Source organism: Arthrobacter sp. GW460-12-1-14-TSB2 (genome assembly GCF_059423525.1).
This window is the reverse complement of sequence record NZ_JBWKYC010000006.1, coordinates 147,829-166,481: the sequence shown is the minus strand read 5'-3', so window position 1 is coordinate 166,481 and position 18,653 is coordinate 147,829. Positions and strand designations below refer to the sequence as shown.

Annotated in this window: 19 protein-coding genes; 18 read left to right on the top strand and 1 reads right to left on the bottom strand. The window is 63.6% G+C overall.

Features of this window, described 5'->3' with window-relative positions:
- The first annotated feature begins 116 nt into the window (after positions 1-116).
- The 4 genes from prfA to AC07YR_RS10460 are packed head-to-tail and all read left to right on the top strand — an operon-like array spanning position 117 to position 3,697.
- A complete protein-coding gene (prfA, locus tag AC07YR_RS10475) occupies positions 117-1,190 on the top strand; it encodes a peptide chain release factor 1 (protein ID WP_055796247.1) in 1,074 nt (357 codons plus the stop codon).
- Between the two features lie 18 nt (positions 1,191-1,208).
- Positions 1,209-2,093, top strand: a complete 885-nt coding sequence (gene prmC / locus AC07YR_RS10470) for a peptide chain release factor N(5)-glutamine methyltransferase (RefSeq protein ID WP_494733902.1) — start codon at positions 1,209-1,211, stop codon at positions 2,091-2,093.
- A gap of 36 nt (positions 2,094-2,129) precedes the next feature.
- Positions 2,130-2,942 carry an L-threonylcarbamoyladenylate synthase gene (locus tag AC07YR_RS10465; RefSeq protein WP_494733901.1) on the top strand — a complete coding sequence of 271 codons (813 nt, stop codon included), beginning with the start codon at positions 2,130-2,132 and terminating at the stop codon, positions 2,940-2,942.
- Entirely contained in the window at positions 2,939-3,697 is a 759-nt protein-coding gene (locus AC07YR_RS10460; protein WP_436057995.1) for a WecB/TagA/CpsF family glycosyltransferase, read from the top strand. Before AC07YR_RS10465 ends, AC07YR_RS10460 begins: the two co-directional genes overlap by 4 nt.
- 18 nt (positions 3,698-3,715) lie before the next feature.
- Here the strand turns inward: AC07YR_RS10460 and AC07YR_RS10455 are convergent, their stop codons facing one another.
- Positions 3,716-4,612, bottom strand: coding sequence for a glycosyltransferase (locus AC07YR_RS10455; RefSeq protein ID WP_494733900.1), 897 nt, complete (start codon positions 4,610-4,612; stop codon positions 3,716-3,718).
- A 296-nt stretch (positions 4,613-4,908) separates the two neighbouring features.
- Between AC07YR_RS10455 and AC07YR_RS10450 the strand changes: the two genes are divergently transcribed.
- The 14 genes from AC07YR_RS10450 to AC07YR_RS10385 all read left to right on the top strand — a co-directional run bounded on the left by AC07YR_RS10450 (position 4,909) and on the right by AC07YR_RS10385 (position 18,511).
- Complete coding sequence (locus AC07YR_RS10450; protein ID WP_494733899.1) at positions 4,909-6,069, top strand: MraY family glycosyltransferase; 1,161 nt, start codon at positions 4,909-4,911, stop codon at positions 6,067-6,069.
- A 107-nt stretch (positions 6,070-6,176) separates the two neighbouring features.
- On the top strand, positions 6,177-6,668 hold the full coding sequence (locus AC07YR_RS10445) for a hypothetical protein (RefSeq protein WP_436057993.1): 492 nt from the start codon (positions 6,177-6,179) through the stop codon (positions 6,666-6,668).
- 16 nt (positions 6,669-6,684) lie between these two features.
- Positions 6,685-6,984: a hypothetical protein gene (locus AC07YR_RS10440; protein WP_082506659.1), complete on the top strand. Its 300-nt coding sequence runs from the start codon at positions 6,685-6,687 to the stop codon at positions 6,982-6,984.
- A 91-nt stretch (positions 6,985-7,075) separates the two neighbouring features.
- Positions 7,076-7,876, top strand: coding sequence for a F0F1 ATP synthase subunit A (gene atpB, locus AC07YR_RS10435; RefSeq protein ID WP_028270094.1), 801 nt, complete (start codon positions 7,076-7,078; stop codon positions 7,874-7,876).
- Positions 7,877-7,956: 80 nt separating this feature from the next.
- Positions 7,957-8,175: an ATP synthase F0 subunit C gene (atpE, locus tag AC07YR_RS10430; RefSeq protein WP_011692451.1), complete on the top strand. Its 219-nt coding sequence runs from the start codon at positions 7,957-7,959 to the stop codon at positions 8,173-8,175.
- 53 nt (positions 8,176-8,228) lie between these two features.
- Positions 8,229-8,777 carry a F0F1 ATP synthase subunit B gene (locus AC07YR_RS10425; protein ID WP_011692450.1) on the top strand — a complete coding sequence of 183 codons (549 nt, stop codon included), beginning with the start codon at positions 8,229-8,231 and terminating at the stop codon, positions 8,775-8,777.
- Positions 8,777-9,604, top strand: a complete 828-nt coding sequence (locus tag AC07YR_RS10420) for a F0F1 ATP synthase subunit delta (RefSeq protein ID WP_055796227.1) — start codon at positions 8,777-8,779, stop codon at positions 9,602-9,604. The genes AC07YR_RS10425 and AC07YR_RS10420 overlap by 1 nt, the downstream gene beginning before the upstream one ends.
- An 82-nt stretch (positions 9,605-9,686) precedes the next feature.
- Positions 9,687-11,324 (top strand): F0F1 ATP synthase subunit alpha, encoded by a 1,638-nt coding sequence (gene atpA, locus AC07YR_RS10415; RefSeq protein WP_055797222.1) that lies wholly within the window; start codon positions 9,687-9,689, stop codon positions 11,322-11,324.
- Positions 11,325-11,400: 76 nt separating this feature from the next.
- Entirely contained in the window at positions 11,401-12,294 is an 894-nt protein-coding gene (locus AC07YR_RS10410) for a F0F1 ATP synthase subunit gamma (RefSeq protein ID WP_028270091.1), read from the top strand.
- Between the two features lie 82 nt (positions 12,295-12,376).
- Complete coding sequence (gene atpD / locus AC07YR_RS10405) at positions 12,377-13,831, top strand: F0F1 ATP synthase subunit beta (RefSeq protein ID WP_011692446.1); 1,455 nt, start codon at positions 12,377-12,379, stop codon at positions 13,829-13,831.
- Position 13,832: 1 nt separating this feature from the next.
- Positions 13,833-14,117 carry a F0F1 ATP synthase subunit epsilon gene (locus AC07YR_RS10400; protein WP_011692445.1) on the top strand — a complete coding sequence of 95 codons (285 nt, stop codon included), beginning with the start codon at positions 13,833-13,835 and terminating at the stop codon, positions 14,115-14,117.
- A 10-nt stretch (positions 14,118-14,127) separates the two neighbouring features.
- Positions 14,128-14,559 carry a DUF2550 domain-containing protein gene (locus tag AC07YR_RS10395; protein WP_028270090.1) on the top strand — a complete coding sequence of 144 codons (432 nt, stop codon included), beginning with the start codon at positions 14,128-14,130 and terminating at the stop codon, positions 14,557-14,559.
- A 5-nt stretch (positions 14,560-14,564) separates the two neighbouring features.
- A complete protein-coding gene (locus AC07YR_RS10390) occupies positions 14,565-15,893 on the top strand; it encodes an alpha/beta hydrolase (protein ID WP_436057991.1) in 1,329 nt (442 codons plus the stop codon).
- Positions 15,890-18,511: a bifunctional lysylphosphatidylglycerol flippase/synthetase MprF gene (locus tag AC07YR_RS10385; protein ID WP_494733898.1), complete on the top strand. Its 2,622-nt coding sequence runs from the start codon at positions 15,890-15,892 to the stop codon at positions 18,509-18,511. Before AC07YR_RS10390 ends, AC07YR_RS10385 begins: the two co-directional genes overlap by 4 nt.
- Positions 18,512-18,653: the final 142 nt, after the last annotated feature.

Sequence of the window (18,653 nt, the reverse complement as noted above, 5' to 3'; positions counted from 1 at the left end):
CGGCAAAATCCGAACGCCATGCAGTTATCTCACCAGATGCGGGCTAGCGCCCGGACGTGCGGTCAGTCTCCGCATGGCAGTCATTAGACTTGTAAGAGTCGAAAGAGGTTTTGAAAATGTTTGAGTCCGTACAGGGCCTGCTTGATGAGCATGATGCCATCCAGGCACAGCTGGGGGATCCCGCTGTTTATGCTGACCAGCGGCTTGCCCGGAAGCTGGGGCGGCGGTCTGCTCAGTTGAATGGCATTGTTGAGGCCTACCACCGCTGGGAGGCCATCCGTGATGACCTCGCGGCTGCCAAGGAAATGGCGGACGAGGACCCCGAGTTTGCCGCGGAGGTGCCCGAGCTGGAGGCTTCGCTGGAGACGGCGGCCGCCAAATTGCGCCGGCTCCTGATCCCGCGGGACCCGGACGATGCCCGCAACGTGATTCTCGAGGTCAAGGGCGGCGAAGGCGGCGACGAGGCCGCGCTGTTCGCTGCGGACCTGCTGCGCATGTACACCCGCTACGCGGAATCACGCGGCTGGAAGACCGAACTCATTTCGGCCACCGAATCGGACCTGGGCGGCTACAAGGACGTCCAGATGGCCGTCAAGGGCAGCTCGAACGATCCCGCCGAGGGCGTTTACGCGCGGCTTAAGTTCGAAGGCGGCGTGCACCGTGTGCAGCGTGTCCCCGTGACGGAATCCCAGGGCCGGATCCACACCTCGGCCGCCGGCGTGCTGGTGCTTCCCGAAGTGGACGAGCCCGAAGAGCTCGAGATCAACCAGAATGACCTCAAGATCGACGTCTACCGGTCCTCAGGGCCGGGCGGCCAGTCGGTCAACACCACCGACTCCGCGGTCCGCATCACCCACCTTCCCACCGGGATCGTGGTGGCCATGCAGAACGAGAAGTCCCAGCTGCAAAACCGTGAAGCCGGCATGCGCGTGCTTCGGGCCCGCATCCTGGCGCACCAGCAGGAGCAGATCGACGCCGAGAACTCGGCCCAGCGCAAGTCCCAGATCCGCACCATGGACCGTTCCGAGCGCATCCGCACCTACAACTACCCGGAAAACCGCATCGCGGACCACCGCACCGGGTACAAGGCCTACAACCTGGACCAGGTAATGAACGGCGACCTGGAGCCCGTGATCCAGTCGGCCATCGAGATGGACGAACAGGCCCGCCTGGACGCCATCGGCGAATAGGCTTCGGCGGCACGCACGATGACACTCGGAACAGGGCTGAGCCTGGCGGAAGCCGTCCGCGAGGCGACCGCCATCCTTCGCGACGCCGGGGTTCCCAGCCCGCGCGTGGATGCGGAGCTGCTGGCGGACCACCTCCTGGGCGTCGGCCTGGGCAGGCTGCGGGCCATGCTCCTGGCGGATTCGTCTCCGGAGCCGGACGGCTATGCCGAACTGGTGGCCGAGCGCGCACAGCGGGTGCCGCTGCAGCACATTACCGGTGTGGCCCATTTCCGCTACCTGCAGCTGGCCGTGGGGCCCGGAGTCTTCATTCCCCGGCCGGAGACCGAGTCCGTGGTCCAGCTGGTCATCGACCGGCTCAAGGATCCGGCCCAAGGCACGCGCCGTGCCAAGGTGGTGGACCTGGGCACGGGCTCGGGAGCCATCGCCGGCTCCATCGCCCTCGAAGTCCCCGGCGCGGACGTCTACGCCGTGGAGTTCAGCGAATTTGCCCATGCCTGGGCTGAACGCAACCTTCGGCCGCTCGGCGTCACCCTGCTCCGCGGAGACCTCCGCGACGCACTGCCGGAACTCAACGGCACGTTCGACGTCGTGGTTTCAAATCCGCCGTACATTCCCGCTGAGGCGATTCCCAACGAACCTGAAGTGGCCTTGCACGATCCGCCCGAAGCGCTGTACGGCGGGGGAGCGGACGGCATGGAACTTCCGACGGCGGCAGCGGCGTCAGCCGCCCGGCTGCTGGTTTCCGGCGGCTACTTCGTTATGGAACACGCCGAAGTCCAGGCAACATGGATCGCAGCCATGTTGAAGACCTCGGGCCTCTGGTCCGACGTGAAGACGCACCTGGACCTCAACGGCAAGGAGCGCGCCACGAGTGCAGTCCTTGCCGCACCGTCGGACCGTTAAACCGATCAGCCCCTGAAGTGATGAAAGAATAGGCCAGTGACCACAACCTACGACTGCACGGCAGCTGACCAGCGGGCTGAAGGGCTGGAGAATGCCCAGCGGGCCATCCGCCAACACAAATGCGTGGTGTTCCCGACCGACACGGTGTACGGGATCGGTGCTGACGCGTTCTCACCCCAGGCTGTCAATATGCTGCTGGCGTCCAAGGGACGCAGCCGGAAGATGCCTCCGCCGGTCCTTATTCCGCGGCTCAACGCCCTGGACGGGCTGGCAACCGACGTCCCGGCAGAGGCACGCAAGCTTGCCGAGGCCTTCTGGCCGGGCGGCCTCACCATGATCTTCCATGCGCAGCCGTCGCTCGACTGGGACCTGGGCGAGACAAAGGGCACCGTCGCGTTGCGGATGCCGGCCGACGACGTCGCCCAGGACCTGTTGACACTGACCGGACCCCTCGCTGTGTCGTCAGCAAACCGCACCGGCCAGCCGGCAGCCCGGACGGCCGCCGAGGCCTTGACCCAGCTCGCCGAATCCGTTGAGGTCTACCTCGAAGGGGGACTGCGTCCGGAGGGCGGCACGGACATGGATGCCCTGCCCTCAACCATTGTCGACGCGACTGCACTGCCCCTCAGGGTGGTGCGCCAGGGTGCCCTCGCCCTCGAAAAACTGCGCGAGGTTGTTCCCGGACTCCTGGACATTGACGGCAATGCCGCCGACGTGCCGGCTGCTGACGCCCAAACTGCCGACGTGCCGGCTGCTGACGCCCGGCCAGCCGAAGTCCCGGCCGCTGACGCCCGGCCGGCCGGGCCGGCAGCCGGCGACGGATCCGTGACGGGACCCGGCGTCGAATGATTCTCACCCGGCAGCACATCCCTGTCCTCGGTGTCGACGCGACGCCACTGACAGTTCAGGGGATGACAGCCACCCTCAACCGCTTTGTCGCCGAAGGCAGCACCCGCACGGTGGTAGGCCACAACCTGCACAGTGTGACGCTCTTCCACTCCGATCCGGAATTCCGGGCCCTTTACGAAAACAGCGATGTTGTGCTGCTCGACGGCGCCCCGGTGCTGTGGCTGTGGGGACGATCGGGGGACGCGGACGGGCCCGTCATGGACTACCGCCTGGGTTCCACCGACTGGATCCCAGCCCTCGGCAATGTGGAAGGCCTTGAGCGAATTGCCGTGCTCGGCGCCGGAGCGGAAGCCAACGCCAAGGCTGTGACGCGGCTGGCCGGGATCGTGCCGGGTGCGAAAGTGGCCGGCATGCCGGGCGAAGGCTGGAACGGCGCCCTTGAAGATGAAGCTGTCGCCTGGCTGCAGGAGCTGCGTCCGCAGCTGGTGCTGCTGGGACTCGGCATGCCACTGCAGGAAATGGTCCTCCGCCGGAGGCTGGACTCCCTTCCCCCTGCCGTGTATTGCGCGGTGGGCGGTGCCATCGAACAGATCGCCGGAATCCAGAAGCTTGCTCCGCGCTGGCTGGGACGGCTGGGCCTGGAATGGGCCTGGCGGCTCATGCTGCATCCGCGCAGGGTGGCCTATCGCGTCTTCGGTGAGCCGTGGGTGCTGCTGGCCCTCCTGGTCCGGAGACGACTCAGGCAGGACGGCTAGGACCCGCCGTCCTCCAGGCTAGAACTTCTGGTCCTTCAGGGGACCGAAGCCCTTGCCGCGGAGACCGGTGGAAAACGCCCGGAACCAATCCGCCAGGCCGCGGAAGTCGCCGCGTCGCAGGAAGTAGCCGAGATAGCCGCCAACGTCCGCCACCAGCGACTTCGCCCGGAAGTGGCGGCGGATCAGGTAGCCGCGGTTCCGGTAGTAGTAGTAGCGCTTGAACGCCGTGTCGGGAACAATCACGTGCCACCTGGCGCCGAAAACGTGCTGTGTCTCGGCAAAAGCGTGCGGATGCGTGATGGCGGTGGTGGTCACCGTGCCAAAGCGGATGCCCGCCTTCCGGAGCCTGATGGTGAAGTCCACCTCGTCGCCGCGGATGAAGAGCCGCATGTCGGGCAGGCCCACTTTGAAGAAGACGTCCGAACGGATCAGCGCTCCGTTAAAGAAGTGGCCGTCGTCGGGCAGGAAACCGAGCTTCTCCACTTCCGCACGGTCGTGCGTTACTTTGCCGTCGAGGCGGAAGAAAAAGGACAGCCGGTCCGGGTGGCCCGGCGCGGCAACCAGCGGGACCACGGCATCCAGGCCGCGTGCTTCGGCTTCCCGGAGCAGCGTGGCGAGGCATTCCGGGTCCCCGGGCTCGGCGTCGTCGTCCATCATCCAGATCCAGTCAGCGCCGCTGGCAACCGCCTTCAGGATGGCCAAGGAGAATCCGCCGGCGCCGCCAAGGTTCGCTTCGGACCGGACGTAGTCCACGTTTGCGTGCTGGTCCGCCACCTCTTTGGCGGGCACGGTGCCGCTGTCCACGAGGCAAATGGAATGGACCGGAGAGCTCTGCCGGTTGATGGCATTCAGCAGGACGGCGAGCTCGCGGGGACGGTCAAACGTCACGGCGGCAACTGCAACCGAGGGGGACATCGCTGGTTCCTTTCAACACGGCCGCCGGTGGATTTCCCGCCGGCAATGGGCCGTGTGACGCGAAGCCAGCCAGCCGTTGGCATTAGTATCTTGACTAGAGTCCACTGTAATACAGCCCTGTCAGGCACCAAGCACTGCCTGCCGCGCGCACGGCGACGGAGAAGTTTCATTTATCGAAAGTCAGTTCCACAGCAATCGAACCCTAGCTATCCCTGCCGCCGGGCACTGACCGGGCAGCAGGGATACACACTGTCGAGGGTTGGTTCCGTCAGCAGTGCGGGGAAGGTGGCTTCCCCATGATCATGTACCTGCTGATGATGCTGACGGCCGCAGGCGTATCCTTCGCCGCCACCTGGGGTGCACGGCTGATCGGCAACAGGCTTGAGCTTTTCTCGCCGATCCGCAGCCGCGACACCCACTCCCACAAAGTCTCCAGGCTGGGAGGCCTGGGTATTTACGCGGGATTCCTGGTGGCCCTGATCGTTGCGAGCCAGTCTTTCTTCGTCAAGGACATCTTCCGCGGCAACGCCTCGCCCTGGGGGGTCCTCGCCGGCGCCACGCTGATCGTCATCGTGGGTCTCGCCGATGACCTCCTGGACCTGCGGTGGTGGGTGAAACTGATCGGCCAGAGCGCTGCAGCCATGGTGGTGGCCATCTGGGGCGTGAGGATGAGCATCCTGCCGCTGATACCCGAGCCGATCCTGCTTGAGAATGAGGTCGTCCGCATCGTCCTCACCGCCGGGCTGATCGTCACCACCATGAACGCCTTCAACTTCATCGACGGGCTGGACGGGCTCGCCGCCGGCGTGGCCATCATCGGCGGCGTGGCGTTCTTCCTGACTGCCTACTGGGTGCACCGGTCGGCAGTCCTGCTCGACTATTCGGATCTCGCGACGCTGCTCACCGCGGTGGTGGTGGGAAGCTGCGCCGGCTTCCTGCCGCACAACTGGTTTCCTTCGAAGATCTTCATGGGGGACTCCGGCGCCATGCTGATCGGACTCCTCCTGGCCTCTGCCGGCATTGTCTCAACGGGCCAGATCACCTCCGGCCTCTACGACCGGGCCAACGGTATACCGACGATCATCCCCATCCTCCTGCCCTTCGCGGTGCTGTTCCTCCCGTTGCTGGACCTCTGCCTGGCGGTCGTGCGGCGCACGGCGCTGGGGCGTTCGCCCTGGTCCGCGGACCGCGGACACCTGCACCACAAGCTGATGGACATTGGCTACTCCCACCGCGCCTCCGTCATCCTGATGTACGCCTGGACCTGCGTGCTGGCCTTCGGGGGCCTGGCCTTCGCCATCTTCCCGTGGCAGCTTGTGCTGGCTGCGGACGTCGCAGCGGCCGCCGTTATGGCCGTGGTCACGGCATGGCCGTACCTTCGCGACAAGGCACCCGGACCGGGGCCACGGTCGGAAGCGGAGTACGAGGCCGAGGCGGAAGCGGCCGGGCAGGATTGAGCCTTGGACACCCTTTTCCGAATAATTTCTATCTCATGTAGAATTTCAGTGCAGCTCTTCGCCGCACCCTCCTTTGCCAGCCCGCAGTACACGACGATTGGGATCTGATGACCTCCAACGCCGAACCCGGACACAGATCCGGTAACGGACCCGTTGGTGTCTCCGGCCCCACAAAGTCACTGTGGCTGGGGCTCCTGAAGCTGAGCGCAGGTGCGGCCCTGGCCGGCCTCGTGCTCGCCGGAATACCGGCCGCGATCCTCAACGGCGGCGGGGGAGCGCTCTCAAGCACTTTCGGCGGCCTCCTTGTTATGGCGTTCTTCGGAATTAGCCTCCTTGTGGGCCATTTTGTCGGACGGAACAATCCCTCCGGCGCCATCGGGGTCTTTGTTGTCACCTACTTCGTCAAAGTTGTGGGATTCGCCGTGGTGCTTTTCGTTATCGGAGCACCTGAATGGCTCCACGCCCGCTGGTTCCTGATCGGCGCCGTCACCGCCGTCGTGTTCTGGCAGGCGGCTGAGATCTACGGATTCAGCAAGGCCCGCCTCCGTATCTATAACGACCCCGAACCCGTGAAGGACGGCAACGATGAACAGCCGTAATTCGAAGCGAAAAAACATGCGGGAAATCCCCAAATCCACCCACGGTTCCGTAGGCGTATCTTCCGACGGCGGGGACGGCGGATACAACGCCGGCATCGCCGTCTTTAGCTACATTATTGGCGGAATCATCGTCTGGAGTTTGATAGGGTGGGGTCTGGATTATCTGTGGGGAACCCGCTGGATTGTGCTCCTAGGCGCTCTGCTTGGAGCTGCGGGAGGGTTCTATCTTTCTCATATGCACGGACTCACCAGTAACAGAACGTCACCTGGTGAAGACAGTGCAGCCAGCGGCCCGTCCAAGGACGAGGAACAGTAATGCCTAACAATTTCACAAGGGGAAGGGCGGACATGAAGATCGCCGGACCCTCACCAACGCCCAATGATGGACACTGCAGAGAGGAAACGCGTTGATCGCGCTTGCGCTCCCGGCCCAAGATTCAGGAGAGTTCAACCCTCCTGGAATTGAAGAAATGCACCTGCCGGCAATCCTGCCGTGGGGTGCGGCAGACGGATTCTCCAAGCAGATGCTGCTGGTTATCCTGTCGGTCGTCATTATCGCTACATTCTTTCTGCTAGCTGCGCGGAAGCAGCAGCTTGTTCCCGGCAAACTGCAGTTTGCAGGTGAAGCTGCCTACGGCTTCGTCCGCAACAGCATCGCCAAGGACATCATTGGCGGCAAGGACTTTATTAAGTACGTCCCGCTGTTGTTCAGCCTCTTCTTCTTCATCCTGGTGAACAATATCTACGGCGCCATCCCGCTGATCCAGCTTCCGAGCTTCTCGCACGTCGGCGGCGCCTATGTGCTGGCAGCCATCGTCTACCTGACCTGGATCGGCATCGGCGTCAAGAAGAACGGTCTCAAGTACTTCAAGCTGGCCACCGTTCCCTCGGGCGTGCCGGTGTACATCCTCCCGATCGTTATCCCGATCGAGATCATTTCCAACTTCCTGGTCCGCCCTGTCACCCACAGCCTCCGTCTGTTTGCCACCATGCTGGCCGGACACTTGATTGTGATGATTGCCGGATCCGGCATCGAGTACCTGGTCATGCAGGAGAACATCCTCCTGAAGGGCACCTCGGTACTGGTTCTCGTCGGCGCCATCGCCATGTACATGCTGGAAGCGCTGATCATGGCGCTGCAGGCTTACGTTTTCACGCTGCTGACTGCCATCTACATTGAAGGCGCTCTGCACGCGGACAGCCACTAGGCACCCACATACTTCCCCTTCGCGGGGATGAAGCAACCCAAACAACCTGCCACACGGGTGGCATCTTGAAAGGAAGAAAAATGGAAGGCTCCATCAACGGCTCCCTCAACCTCATCGGCTACGGCCTCTCCGCTATCGGCGGTGGTATCGGTGTGGGTCTCGTGTTCGCGGCTTACATCAATGGTGTGGCACGTCAGCCGGAAGCCCAGCGCGTCCTGCAGCCGATCGCATTCCTCGGCCTTGCGCTGACTGAAGCACTCGCCATCCTCGGCCTGGTCTTCGCTTTCGTTCTCTCCTAAGCGTTAGAACTTAGCGAACATCCAGAAACCGAGTAGATAAGGACGGGTGAAATATGAATCAGACGATCATCTCAGCCGCCACCGAAGGCACTAATCCGCTCGTTCCCAACCCTTGGGAAATGGGCGTAGTCCTGGCCGGCTTTGCTGTCCTCTTTTACATCGTGGTCAAGTTCGTTGTCCCGATGTTCGAGAAGACGTTCGCGGAGCGTGCCGAGGCTATTGAAGGTGGCATCGCCAAGGCTGAAAAGGCCCAGGCAGAGGCTTCTGCTGCACTCGAAGAGTACAAGCAGCAGCTCACCGACGCCCGTGCAGAAGCCAACCGCATCCGCGAGGAAGCCCGTGCCGAAGGCGCCCAGATCCTCGCGGACCTGAAGGAAAAGGCAGCTGCAGAGTCTGCCCGCATCACCGCGCACGCCCACGCTCAGATCGAATCCGAGCGTCAGGCGGCCGTTGTGTCGCTGCGCGCCGAAGTCGGCACGCTGGCCACCACGCTGGCAAGCCGCATTGTCGGCGAGTCACTGAGCGATGATGCACGTGCAGCCCGCGTGGTTGACCGTTTCCTGGCAGATCTGGAGAACCAGAACGCAGGTGCAGCTAAGTAATGGCAGGTGTATCGAGCGAATCGCTGACCGCGGCGCTGGTGGCATTGGAAGCCAAGCTTCCCTTCGCTTCGCTGCAGTTGGCAAAGGAACTCTTCGGAATCCTGGGAACGGTGGACAGCTCGGCTGGCTTGCGCCGTGCCCTGACTGACCCGTCCCGCAGCGGTGACGAAAAGTCGGCACTGGTCAAGCAGCTCTTCGGTGGAAAAGTCTCCACTGATGCTGCGGAAATCGCGAGCGGACTGGCCAGTTCACGCTGGGCGTCGGCTCGGGATATCGGCGATGCACTCGAGACTCTTGCCGCTTCGGTGGTAATTGCCGTTGCTGAGAACAAGTCGGCCGTCTCTGCCTCAGGGATCAACGGACTGGAAACGCTGGAGAACGATCTGTTCTCCTTCAACCAGGCCGTCGGTTCCAGCCACGAGGTACAGCGTGCTCTGTCCGAGCCGCAGGCGAGCCCGGCTGCCAAGATTGCCCTCGCCGAGAAGCTCGTTCCCCACGCAAGCGAGGAAGCGAAAGTCCTTATCGGACAGGCAGTTTCGCAGCCGCGCGGCCTTAAGGTGACCAACCTTGTGCGCCGTTTCGCAGAGCTTGCAGCCAAGCGCCAGCAGCGTTGGATCGCAACGGTCAGCGTCACCCGTCCGCTGACGGAGACGCAGACCAGCCGGCTTCAGGCAGCGCTGAATGCGCTGTACGGGCGCGAGCTCAAGATCAACATGAACGTTGACCCGGCACTGATTGGTGGTATCCGGATCCAGGTCGGTGATGAAGTGGTAGACGCTTCTGTACTGAACCGCCTGGGCCAGCTCCAGCGTCAGCTTGCCGGCTAACCGGACAAGCACAACTTAACTGATAGAAACCCCGGTCATCGTGACAACGATGATCACGAAAACAGGAGAGCAGGGACTGCAGATGGCCGAATTGACCATCAACGCCGACGACGTCCGTATTGCGTTGAACGAGTTCGCGGCGTCCTACGAACCCGGAAACGCAGAGCGCGTAGAGGTCGGCCGTGTGACCACCGCAGGTGACGGCATCGCCCGTGTTGAGGGCCTTCCCTCGGTCATGGCGAACGAGTTGCTTCGTTTCGAAGACGGCACGCTGGGCCTGGCCCAGAACCTCGACGTCCGCGAAATCGGTGTCATTATCCTCGGTGACTTCACCGGAATCGAAGAAGGCCAGGAAGTCCACCGCACGGGACAGGTTCTGTCCGTGCCGGTTGGCGATGCCTTCCTCGGCCGCGTGGTTGACCCGCTGGGCCAGCCGATCGACGACCTCGGCGAAATCAAGGCTGAAACCACCCGTGCACTGGAACTCCAGGCGCCCGGCGTGACCCAGCGCAAGTCGGTGCACGAGCCGATGCAGACCGGTCTGAAGGCTATCGACGCCATGATCCCGATCGGCCGCGGCCAGCGTCAGCTGATCATTGGTGACCGCCAGACCGGCAAGTCGGCAATCGCCATCGACACGATCATCAACCAGAAGGCCAACTGGGCTTCCGGAGATGTCACCAAGCAGGTGCGCTGCATCTACGTGGCCATCGGCCAGAAGGCGTCCACCATCGCGGCTGTTCGCCAGACGCTCGAGGACAACGGCGCACTGGAATACACCACCATTGTGGCTTCCCCCGCGTCCGACCCCGCAGGCTTCAAGTACCTTGCTCCTTACGCCGGTTCGGCCATCGGCCAGCACTGGATGTACGGCGGCAAGCACGTCCTCATCGTGTTCGATGACCTTTCCAAGCAGGCCGAGGCCTACCGTGCAGTGTCGCTGCTGCTCCGCCGCCCGCCGGGACGCGAAGCCTACCCGGGCGACGTCTTCTACTTGCACTCCCGCCTCCTGGAGCGTTGTGCCAAGCTCTCCGACGAGCTGGGCGCCGGCTCGATGACCGGCCTGCCGCTCATCGAGACCAAGGCAAACGACGTCTCCGCCTACATCCCGACCAACGTGATCTCCATTACCGATGGCCAGATCTTCCTGCAGTCGGACCTCTTCAACGCTAACCAGCGTCCCGCCGTCGACGTGGGTGTCTCCGTTTCCCGCGTGGGTGGCGCAGCGCAGGTCAAGTCCATGAAGAAGGTCTCCGGTACCTTGAAGCTGGAATTGGCCCAGTACCGCGACATGCAGGCATTCGCAATGTTCGCGTCGGACCTCGACGCCGCATCGCGCCAGCAGCTGACCCGTGGCGCACGCCTGATGGAACTGCTCAAGCAGGGCCAGTACTCGCCGTTCCCGGTCGAGAACCAGGTTGTGTCCATCTGGGCCGGTACCAACGGCTACCTGGACGACGTTCCGGTTGAGGACATCAACCGCTTCGAGACTGAGTTCCTGGAGCACCTGAAGCACAAGTCCTCCATCCTGACGACGCTGGCACAGACCAACGTCATGGACGATGACACCGCAGAAGCACTGAAGACCTCGATCGTGGCCTTCAAGAAGGGCTTCTTCGGCGAGGGCGACAGCCTCCTGGTTGGTGCAGGGCACGAGGAGCACGCCCCCATCGACGAGGCGCAGGTCGACCAGGAAAAAATCGTCAAGCAGAAGCGCTAGTTTCGCTGGCAGGGACTGCCGGGACCCCGACGGGTTCCGGCAGTCCCGGCCACCGGGATCTTAGGAAAGGATAAGTATGGGAGCCCAGATTCGGGTCTACCGCCAGAAGATCAGCTCGACGACGTCGATGCGCAAGATCTTCAAGGCGATGGAACTGATCGCTACCTCGCGCATCGGCAAGGCCCGCGCACGCGTAGCGGCTTCACTGCCTTACGCAAACGCGATTACGCGTGCCGTTTCTGCTGTCGCTAGCCAGAGTGAAATCGACCACCCGCTGGTCACCGAGCCCGAGCAGATCCGCCGTGCCGCCGTCCTGGTCATCACCTCGGACCGTGGCCTTGCAGGTTCCTACTCGGCAAGTGTGCTCAAGCAGGCGGAAGGCCTCACGGAGCTGCTTCATGAGGAAGGTAAGGAAGTCAAGACGTACGTTGTCGGCCGCAAGGCCCAGGCGTACTTCGACTTCCGCAACCGTCCTTACGCACGGGTATGGACCGGCAACACGGATTCACCGGAGTTTGCGACCGCGCAGGAAATCGGCGCAGCGCTGCTGGAGGATTTTGCCACCGCGTACGAAGAGGATGGCGTGGACGAGATCCACGTCGTCTACACACGCTTCAAGTCCATGGTGACGCAGGAACCTACGGTCATCCGACTGCTTCCCCTCGAGGTCGTCGAAGAGCAGGCACAGTCCGAATCGGACCTCCTGCCGCTCTATGAGTTCGAGCCGGAAACGGAGCAGGTGCTTGATGCACTGCTGCCGCGCTACATCGAATCACGTATCTTCGCCGCCATGTTGCAGGCAGCAGCTTCCGAGCTTGCAGCCCGTCAGCGGGCGATGAAGTCTGCCGGTGACAACGCCACGGACCTCATCAAGAAGTACACGCGTCTGCGCAACACTGCCCGCCAGGCTGAAATTACGCAGGAGCTTTCCGAAATCGTGGCCGGTGCCGACGCCTTGAGTGCGTCCTAGCCAGCACGGTTCCGGATCCAGCTGTACCTGCACCAAAAGATAAACTTAACCCCCACGCCATCTACTGAGTGAAGTGAGAGAGATGACTGCCACCGCTACCGAACACGTAGCCGCAACGTCCGGTGCTACCGGCCGTATTGCACGTGTTATTGGCCCGGTTGTCGACGTCGAATTCCCGGCTGACGCAATCCCCTCGATTTACAACGCACTCACCACGGAGATTACTCTCAACGGTGAGACCAAGACCATCACGTTCGAGGTTGCCCTCCACCTGGGTGACAACCTCATTCGCGCCATCTCCCTGCAGGCTACTGACGGACTCGTCCGCGGTACCAACGTTGTGGATACCGGCTCGCCCATCACCGTGCCTGTCGGCGACGGCGTCAAGGGTCACATCTTCAACGTCCTCGGCAAGCCGCTTGACGTTGACGAGTCGGAGATCCAGGCTTCGGACCACTGGGCCATCCACCGCAAGGCTCCCGCCTTCGCGACCCTCGAGGGCTCCACCGAGATGCTGGAAACCGGCATCAAGGTCATCGACCTCCTCACCCCGTACATCAAGGGTGGAAAGATCGGCCTCTTCGGTGGTGCCGGTGTCGGCAAGACCGTGCTGATCCAGGAAATGATCACCCGTGTTGCCCGCAACTTCGGTGGCACCTCGGTGTTCGCCGGCGTCGGCGAGCGTACCCGTGAAGGCAACGACCTCTGGGTTGAAATGGAAGAGGCAGGCGTCCTCAAGGACACCGCCCTTGTATTCGGCCAGATGGATGAGCCGCCGGGAACGCGTCTGCGCGTTGCGCTGTCCGCACTGACCATGGCGGAGTACTTCCGCGATGTGCAGAACCAGGACGTGCTGCTCTTCATCGACAACATCTTCCGCTTCACGCAGGCAGGTTCCGAGGTTTCCACCCTTCTCGGCCGCATGCCGTCCGCCGTGGGTTACCAGCCGAACCTTGCTGACGAGATGGGTCTCCTCCAGGAGCGCATCACGTCCACCAAGGGCCACTCCATCACCTCGATGCAGGCCATCTACGTTCCCGCGGATGACTACACCGACCCGGCACCGGCCACCACGTTCGCACACCTCGACGCGACCACGGAACTTTCCCGTGAAATCGCTTCGCGTGGTCTGTACCCGGCCGTGGATCCGCTGACGTCGACTTCCCGTATCCTGGACCCCCAGTACATCGGCAAGGACCACTACAACACGGCTGTCCGTGTGAAGCAGATCCTGCAGAAGAACAAGGAACTCCAGGACATCATCGCCATCCTCGGTGTTGACGAACTGTCGGAAGAGGACAAGATCGTCGTGTCGCGTGCACGCCGCATCCAGCAGTTCCTCTCCCAGAACACCTACACCGCCAAGCAGTTCACCGGCGTCGAAGGCTCCACCGTTTCCATCAAGGACACGGTTGAAGGCTTCACCGCCATCTGCGACGGCGAGCTTGACCACGTTGCAGAGCAGGCGTTCTTCAACGTCGGTGGCCTGGACGACGTTGAGCGCCAGTGGGCCAAGATCCAGGAACAGACCAAGTAATATGGCTGAGCTTGAGGTTGAGATTGTCGCAGCGGATCACTTCGTGTGGTCCGGAGCGGCCAAGATGGTCAAGGCCCGCACCAGCGATGGTGAAATCGGAATCCTGCCCGGCCACTCGCCCCTGCTGGCGATTCTGGCCGAAGGTGAACTGGCCATTGAGCCTGTTTCCGGTGAGCGCATTGCTGTGGTTGTCGACGGCGGATTCTTCTCCGTCGACAACAACAGGGTGGTCATAGTTGCTGATAACGCCCAAATGGGTGAAGCGGCTACCGCGGGGATCCGCTAGCACGACCTTGATGAACGATCCTGGTTTTCCGTTCATCGCGTTGGCAACAGTCTTTGCGTTGCTGATTTTTGCACTGTGCCTGTCCGGGGTACGCCGCTTTAACCTGCGGCGTGCCCTGGGCACAGTGGACGCCTCCATTTGCACGGCTGGAAAAAGCTGGCAGATGGGGGTTTGTCGTTATCAGGACAACGACCTTGAGTGGTTCAAGCTGCTCTCGCTCAGTGTCCGACCCAAATACACTTTCCGGCGCAGCTCGCTGGAACTGGTGGGCCGCCGCCAGCCCACCGAGGCGGAACTCGTGAAGGTTCAGCCCGACTCCGTCATCGTGGAACTCCACTACGAAGGCCAGGAAGTCCTGCTCGCTATGAAGTTCGATGCCTACACAGGACTGTCCTCGTGGCTTGAAGCCGGGCCGGTCATCGGTGTGGGCACCTGGCGTTAACGCCGGTGGACCTTATCGCTGACGTCCGTCTGACCGATGGGCCCCTGCTCTGGGTTGCCTGGACCGCCGGCGCTGTCGGCCTCGGATGGCTGCTGTGGGCCCGCGGACGCCGCTGGGTCCTGAGTGCCGGAGCTGCCCTCCTGCTGGCCACCGGCACAGTCGCCGCGGTGCACTGGCTGCTGTTGTACACGTTTTCTACCCTGCCCGAGAGCCTCCCGCGCGAAGTGCTCGCGTGGTTTGTAGCTATGGTATTTGCCCTTTTCCTGTGGGTGCTCCGGCTGTGGAAACTCCGGCAGCCTTCCCCTTTGAAGAGCCGCGGTGCGTGGCGGGGGAGGGCCGCCGCAACGGCAGCTATGCTCGGCGTCTGCCTGCTCGGCGCTGTCCAGATCAACGCCTACTTCGGCCTCAACCATACGGTCAGTGACCTCATGGGTACCGCCGTGGCGAGGATCCAGCCACTCGAAGCCGGACTGAAGCGCCAGCCTGTGGCCGCTGCCCCCGTTGCCCTCAATGCCTGGCGTCCACCGGAGGGAATGCCGTCGGACGGCGCCGTGAGGAAAGCCGTCATCCCGGGCACCGATTCGGGTTTCAGCAGCCGCGAGGCCTATATCTACCTCCCTCCCGCCTACCAGGCCACACCCCGTCCCGCCTTACCGGTCCTCGTCCTCTTTTCCGGGCAGCCTGGCGGGCCTTCGGACTGGCTCACAGGAGGGGCCCTGCGCAGCCGGATGGACCGCTTCGCAGAGGACCACGACGGCGTGGCCCCGGTTGTCGTGGTGGTGGATCCGAACGGTACCGCGTCGGCCAATACCCTCTGCATGGACAGCCGCATTGCCAACGCCGACACTTTTCTTGCCCGGGATGTTCCCCGCTGGATCGAGCAGACCCTTGATGTTGATCCGGACCACCGGCAGTGGGCCGCCGGGGGCTTTTCCTTCGGGGCCACCTGCGCCCTGCAGATGGGCACCCGCCATCCCGACGTCTACGCCTCGGTCCTCGCCTTTTCCAGCGAACGTGAGCCCGCACTGGCCAAGGAGCGGCAGAAGACTGTTGACGCGGCGTTCGGGGGTGACGTGGCAACCTTCGACCGACTGACTCCCTTGAGCATCATGCAGAATACGCGGTTTGAGGGTCATGCCATATATTTCGGCGCAGGTTCCCGGGATCCGGAATTCCTTGCCTACATGGATGAACTTTCGGCTGCGGCCGGCCGGGCCGGCTTCACCGTGCAGGCGCAACCGGTGGTCAACACGGGCCATTCCTGGGAGGCCGCTTCCAAGGGACTTCCTGCTGCCCTCGACTTCGTGGCGGCCCGCTGGGGAATCCGGCCATGACGAACCAGCGGGAAGCCGTCCCGGAAACAGGCAGGCGCGCTTCCGCGGCGGCCGGCAGCGTCACCTGGACTGACGTCATGCTGGCGGCGCTGCGCCGCGTGCGGCAGCATTTCAAAGCCGTGCCGTTCACCTTGGTAGTCCTGGGTCTTTTCCTTGGGGCGGGTGCGGCCACCAACAGTTTCCTGTCCGGCCCGCCGGAGGCCCTCCTTGACGTGGCCTCCGTGCACGTCGGCGCGCTGAAGGACGGCCGCTGGTGGTCCATGTTCACCTCGCTGTTTTTCGCCACGAACCCTGCGGCCTATCTCACTGCCGGACTCATGATCCTGTTGTTGCTGGGGCTCGCCGAACGCAGGCTGGGCACGCTGCGGACGGCGTGGTTCTTCTTCGGCGGCCAGTTCGCGGCTGTCTCGCTGTTTCTGCTGCTCACGCAGCTCGCCCGCTACGCGGGCGACGGGTGGCTGGGGCTCATGGTGGACGCCCGGCTCATCGGGCCGTACGCCGCTGTCCTCGCCGCAGTCCTTGGGGCCAGCGGGCTCCTGCCTACCCTCTGGCAGCGGCGCCTTCGCACGGGCATTGTTTCAGCCTCCCTGCTCCTCGTCCTCTACGTAGGGCATCCGGAGACCGTGGTCGGATTCCTGGGTGCGCTGGCCGGACTTGCCGCCGGCTGGTGGATCCAGAGCGACCACGGAACCCTCCACCGGCACCGTTCCACCGGCCGCGAGACGCGCAACCTCCTGTCCCTGATCGTCGGTATTTTCGCCGTCGGGCCCATTCTGACGGCCGCCGTCCGCAGCCCCACCGGGCCGCTGGCGCTGCTGCGGGACGTCGTCCTGAACCCGTTGCCCACCCTCAGCCAGCTGGAGCAAAACTGCGGCGGCACGGTGGACGTGAACTGCCTGGAGATCGGGCGGACGGGATTCGCGGGACCGCTGGGCCTTGCCCTGGCAGTGGTGCCCGTGCTGCTCCTGCTGATCTGCGCGGACGGGCTGCGCCGCGGACGCCGGCTTGCCTGGCGGATCACGATCGGAGTCCAGCTGGCCGTCACCGCGTTGTCCGCCGTGTACCTCACCCTGTTTGCCCGCATCCCGCACTACCCGCAGCGGCCGCACACGGCCGTCATGGGCTCAGGGTTCGTCCACGTCCTCCCGCTCGTGGCAGTTCCGCTGCTGCTCGTGGTGCTGCTGTGGATCAACAGGCGGCAGTTCCGGGTGGAAACGTCGGCCGGGGCGCGGCGCAATCTGACCAGGGTGCTGGCAGGGACCTGGGCGGCACTTGCCGGCAGCTACACGGTCGCCTGGCTGGGAGCCGGCGGAATGGCGCGCGACGGCGGACTGTCCGGTCTGGCGGCCGAACTGGCACGCCAGTACCTGCCGGTGCCCATCCCCAGCCTGTACAACCGGATCTTCCAGGACCGGCAATCGGTTGAGGCCTTTCTGTTTGCCTACTCCGGCATTGTGTTCTGGGCCGTCGCACTGGCCGGCGTGTGGGTGGTGCTCCTGGGGCAGCACCACGGTGCCGGTGCCGGCGTTGAGGCGAGGGACGTGGCCCGCCGCCTGGTGCGGCGGGGCGGCGACTCCCTGTCCTGGATGGCGCTCTGGGAACCGAACAAATACTGGTTCACCCCCACCCTGGACGCCGGGGTTGCCTACCAGCAACATGGCAGCGTGGCCTTGACGCTGGGCGGGCCATTCGGTGATGCCGCGTTGCGGGAGGAAGCCGCTGCCGGCTTCATGCGGTACTGCGCCGAGCATGCGATGGTTCCCTGCTTCTATTCCTGCACTGAGGGGCTGTGGCCCCTGCTCCAGTCGCGGGGGTTCAGCCGGGTGGCTGTGGCGCAGGAGACCCGGCTGGCGGTCAGGGAGCTTGAATTCAAAGGCAAGGAGTGGCAGAACGTCCGGACTGCGCTGAACCGTGCACGGAAGACCGGCGTCACGGCGGTCTGGGGACGGTACAGCGACTTTCCTGCGGCCCTGCGGGCCCAGCTGCTGGAAGTATCCGAGGAATGGGCTGCGCAGAAATCCGTTCCCGAGATGGGCTTTACGCTCGGCGGCATGGACGAACTGATGGACGACGACGTGCTGTGCTGCGTCGCCGTCGATGCCGGCGGCCTGGTGCACGGCGTCACCAGTTGGCTCCCGGTATTTGATGAGGGGCGCGTGGTCAGCTGGACGCTCGACTTCATGCGCCGGCGGGAGGATGGATTCCCCGGTGCCATGGAGTTCCTCATTGCCTCCGCCGTGCTGGAGCTGCGGAGCTCGGTTGAGGTCATTTCCCTGTCCGGCTCGCCGCTGGCCAAGGAGCCTGCCGACGGGGCGGCGTCCGGCGCAGCGCAGGATCCGTCGGAGGACCCGGGCAGTGAAGCCGAACGGGAGCCAGCGCGGGAGCCCGACGCCCTCACGTCCATCCTTGACGTGGTGGGACGGGCACTGGAGCCGGTGTACGGATTCCGCTCCCTGGCCACCTTCAAATCACGGTTCAAACCCGATTACCGCACGCTCTACCTCTATTACCAGGACCCCCTGCAGCTGCCTGCCATTGGCCGCGCGCTGAGCCGCGCCTACCTGCCCGGCCTCTCGGTCCGCCAGAGCGCCCGGCTCCTGAGGACCTTGGTCGGCTAATTGCGCACGGCGGCGTAACTATTATCGGCGCCATGTTTTCAGATTCAGAAAACATTTGTGACAAGCAACAATGCGTCGTCGGATGAATGGATAAAAAGCAAAAAAATGATCCCCGGCACTAATGCCGGGGATCATTGATTCG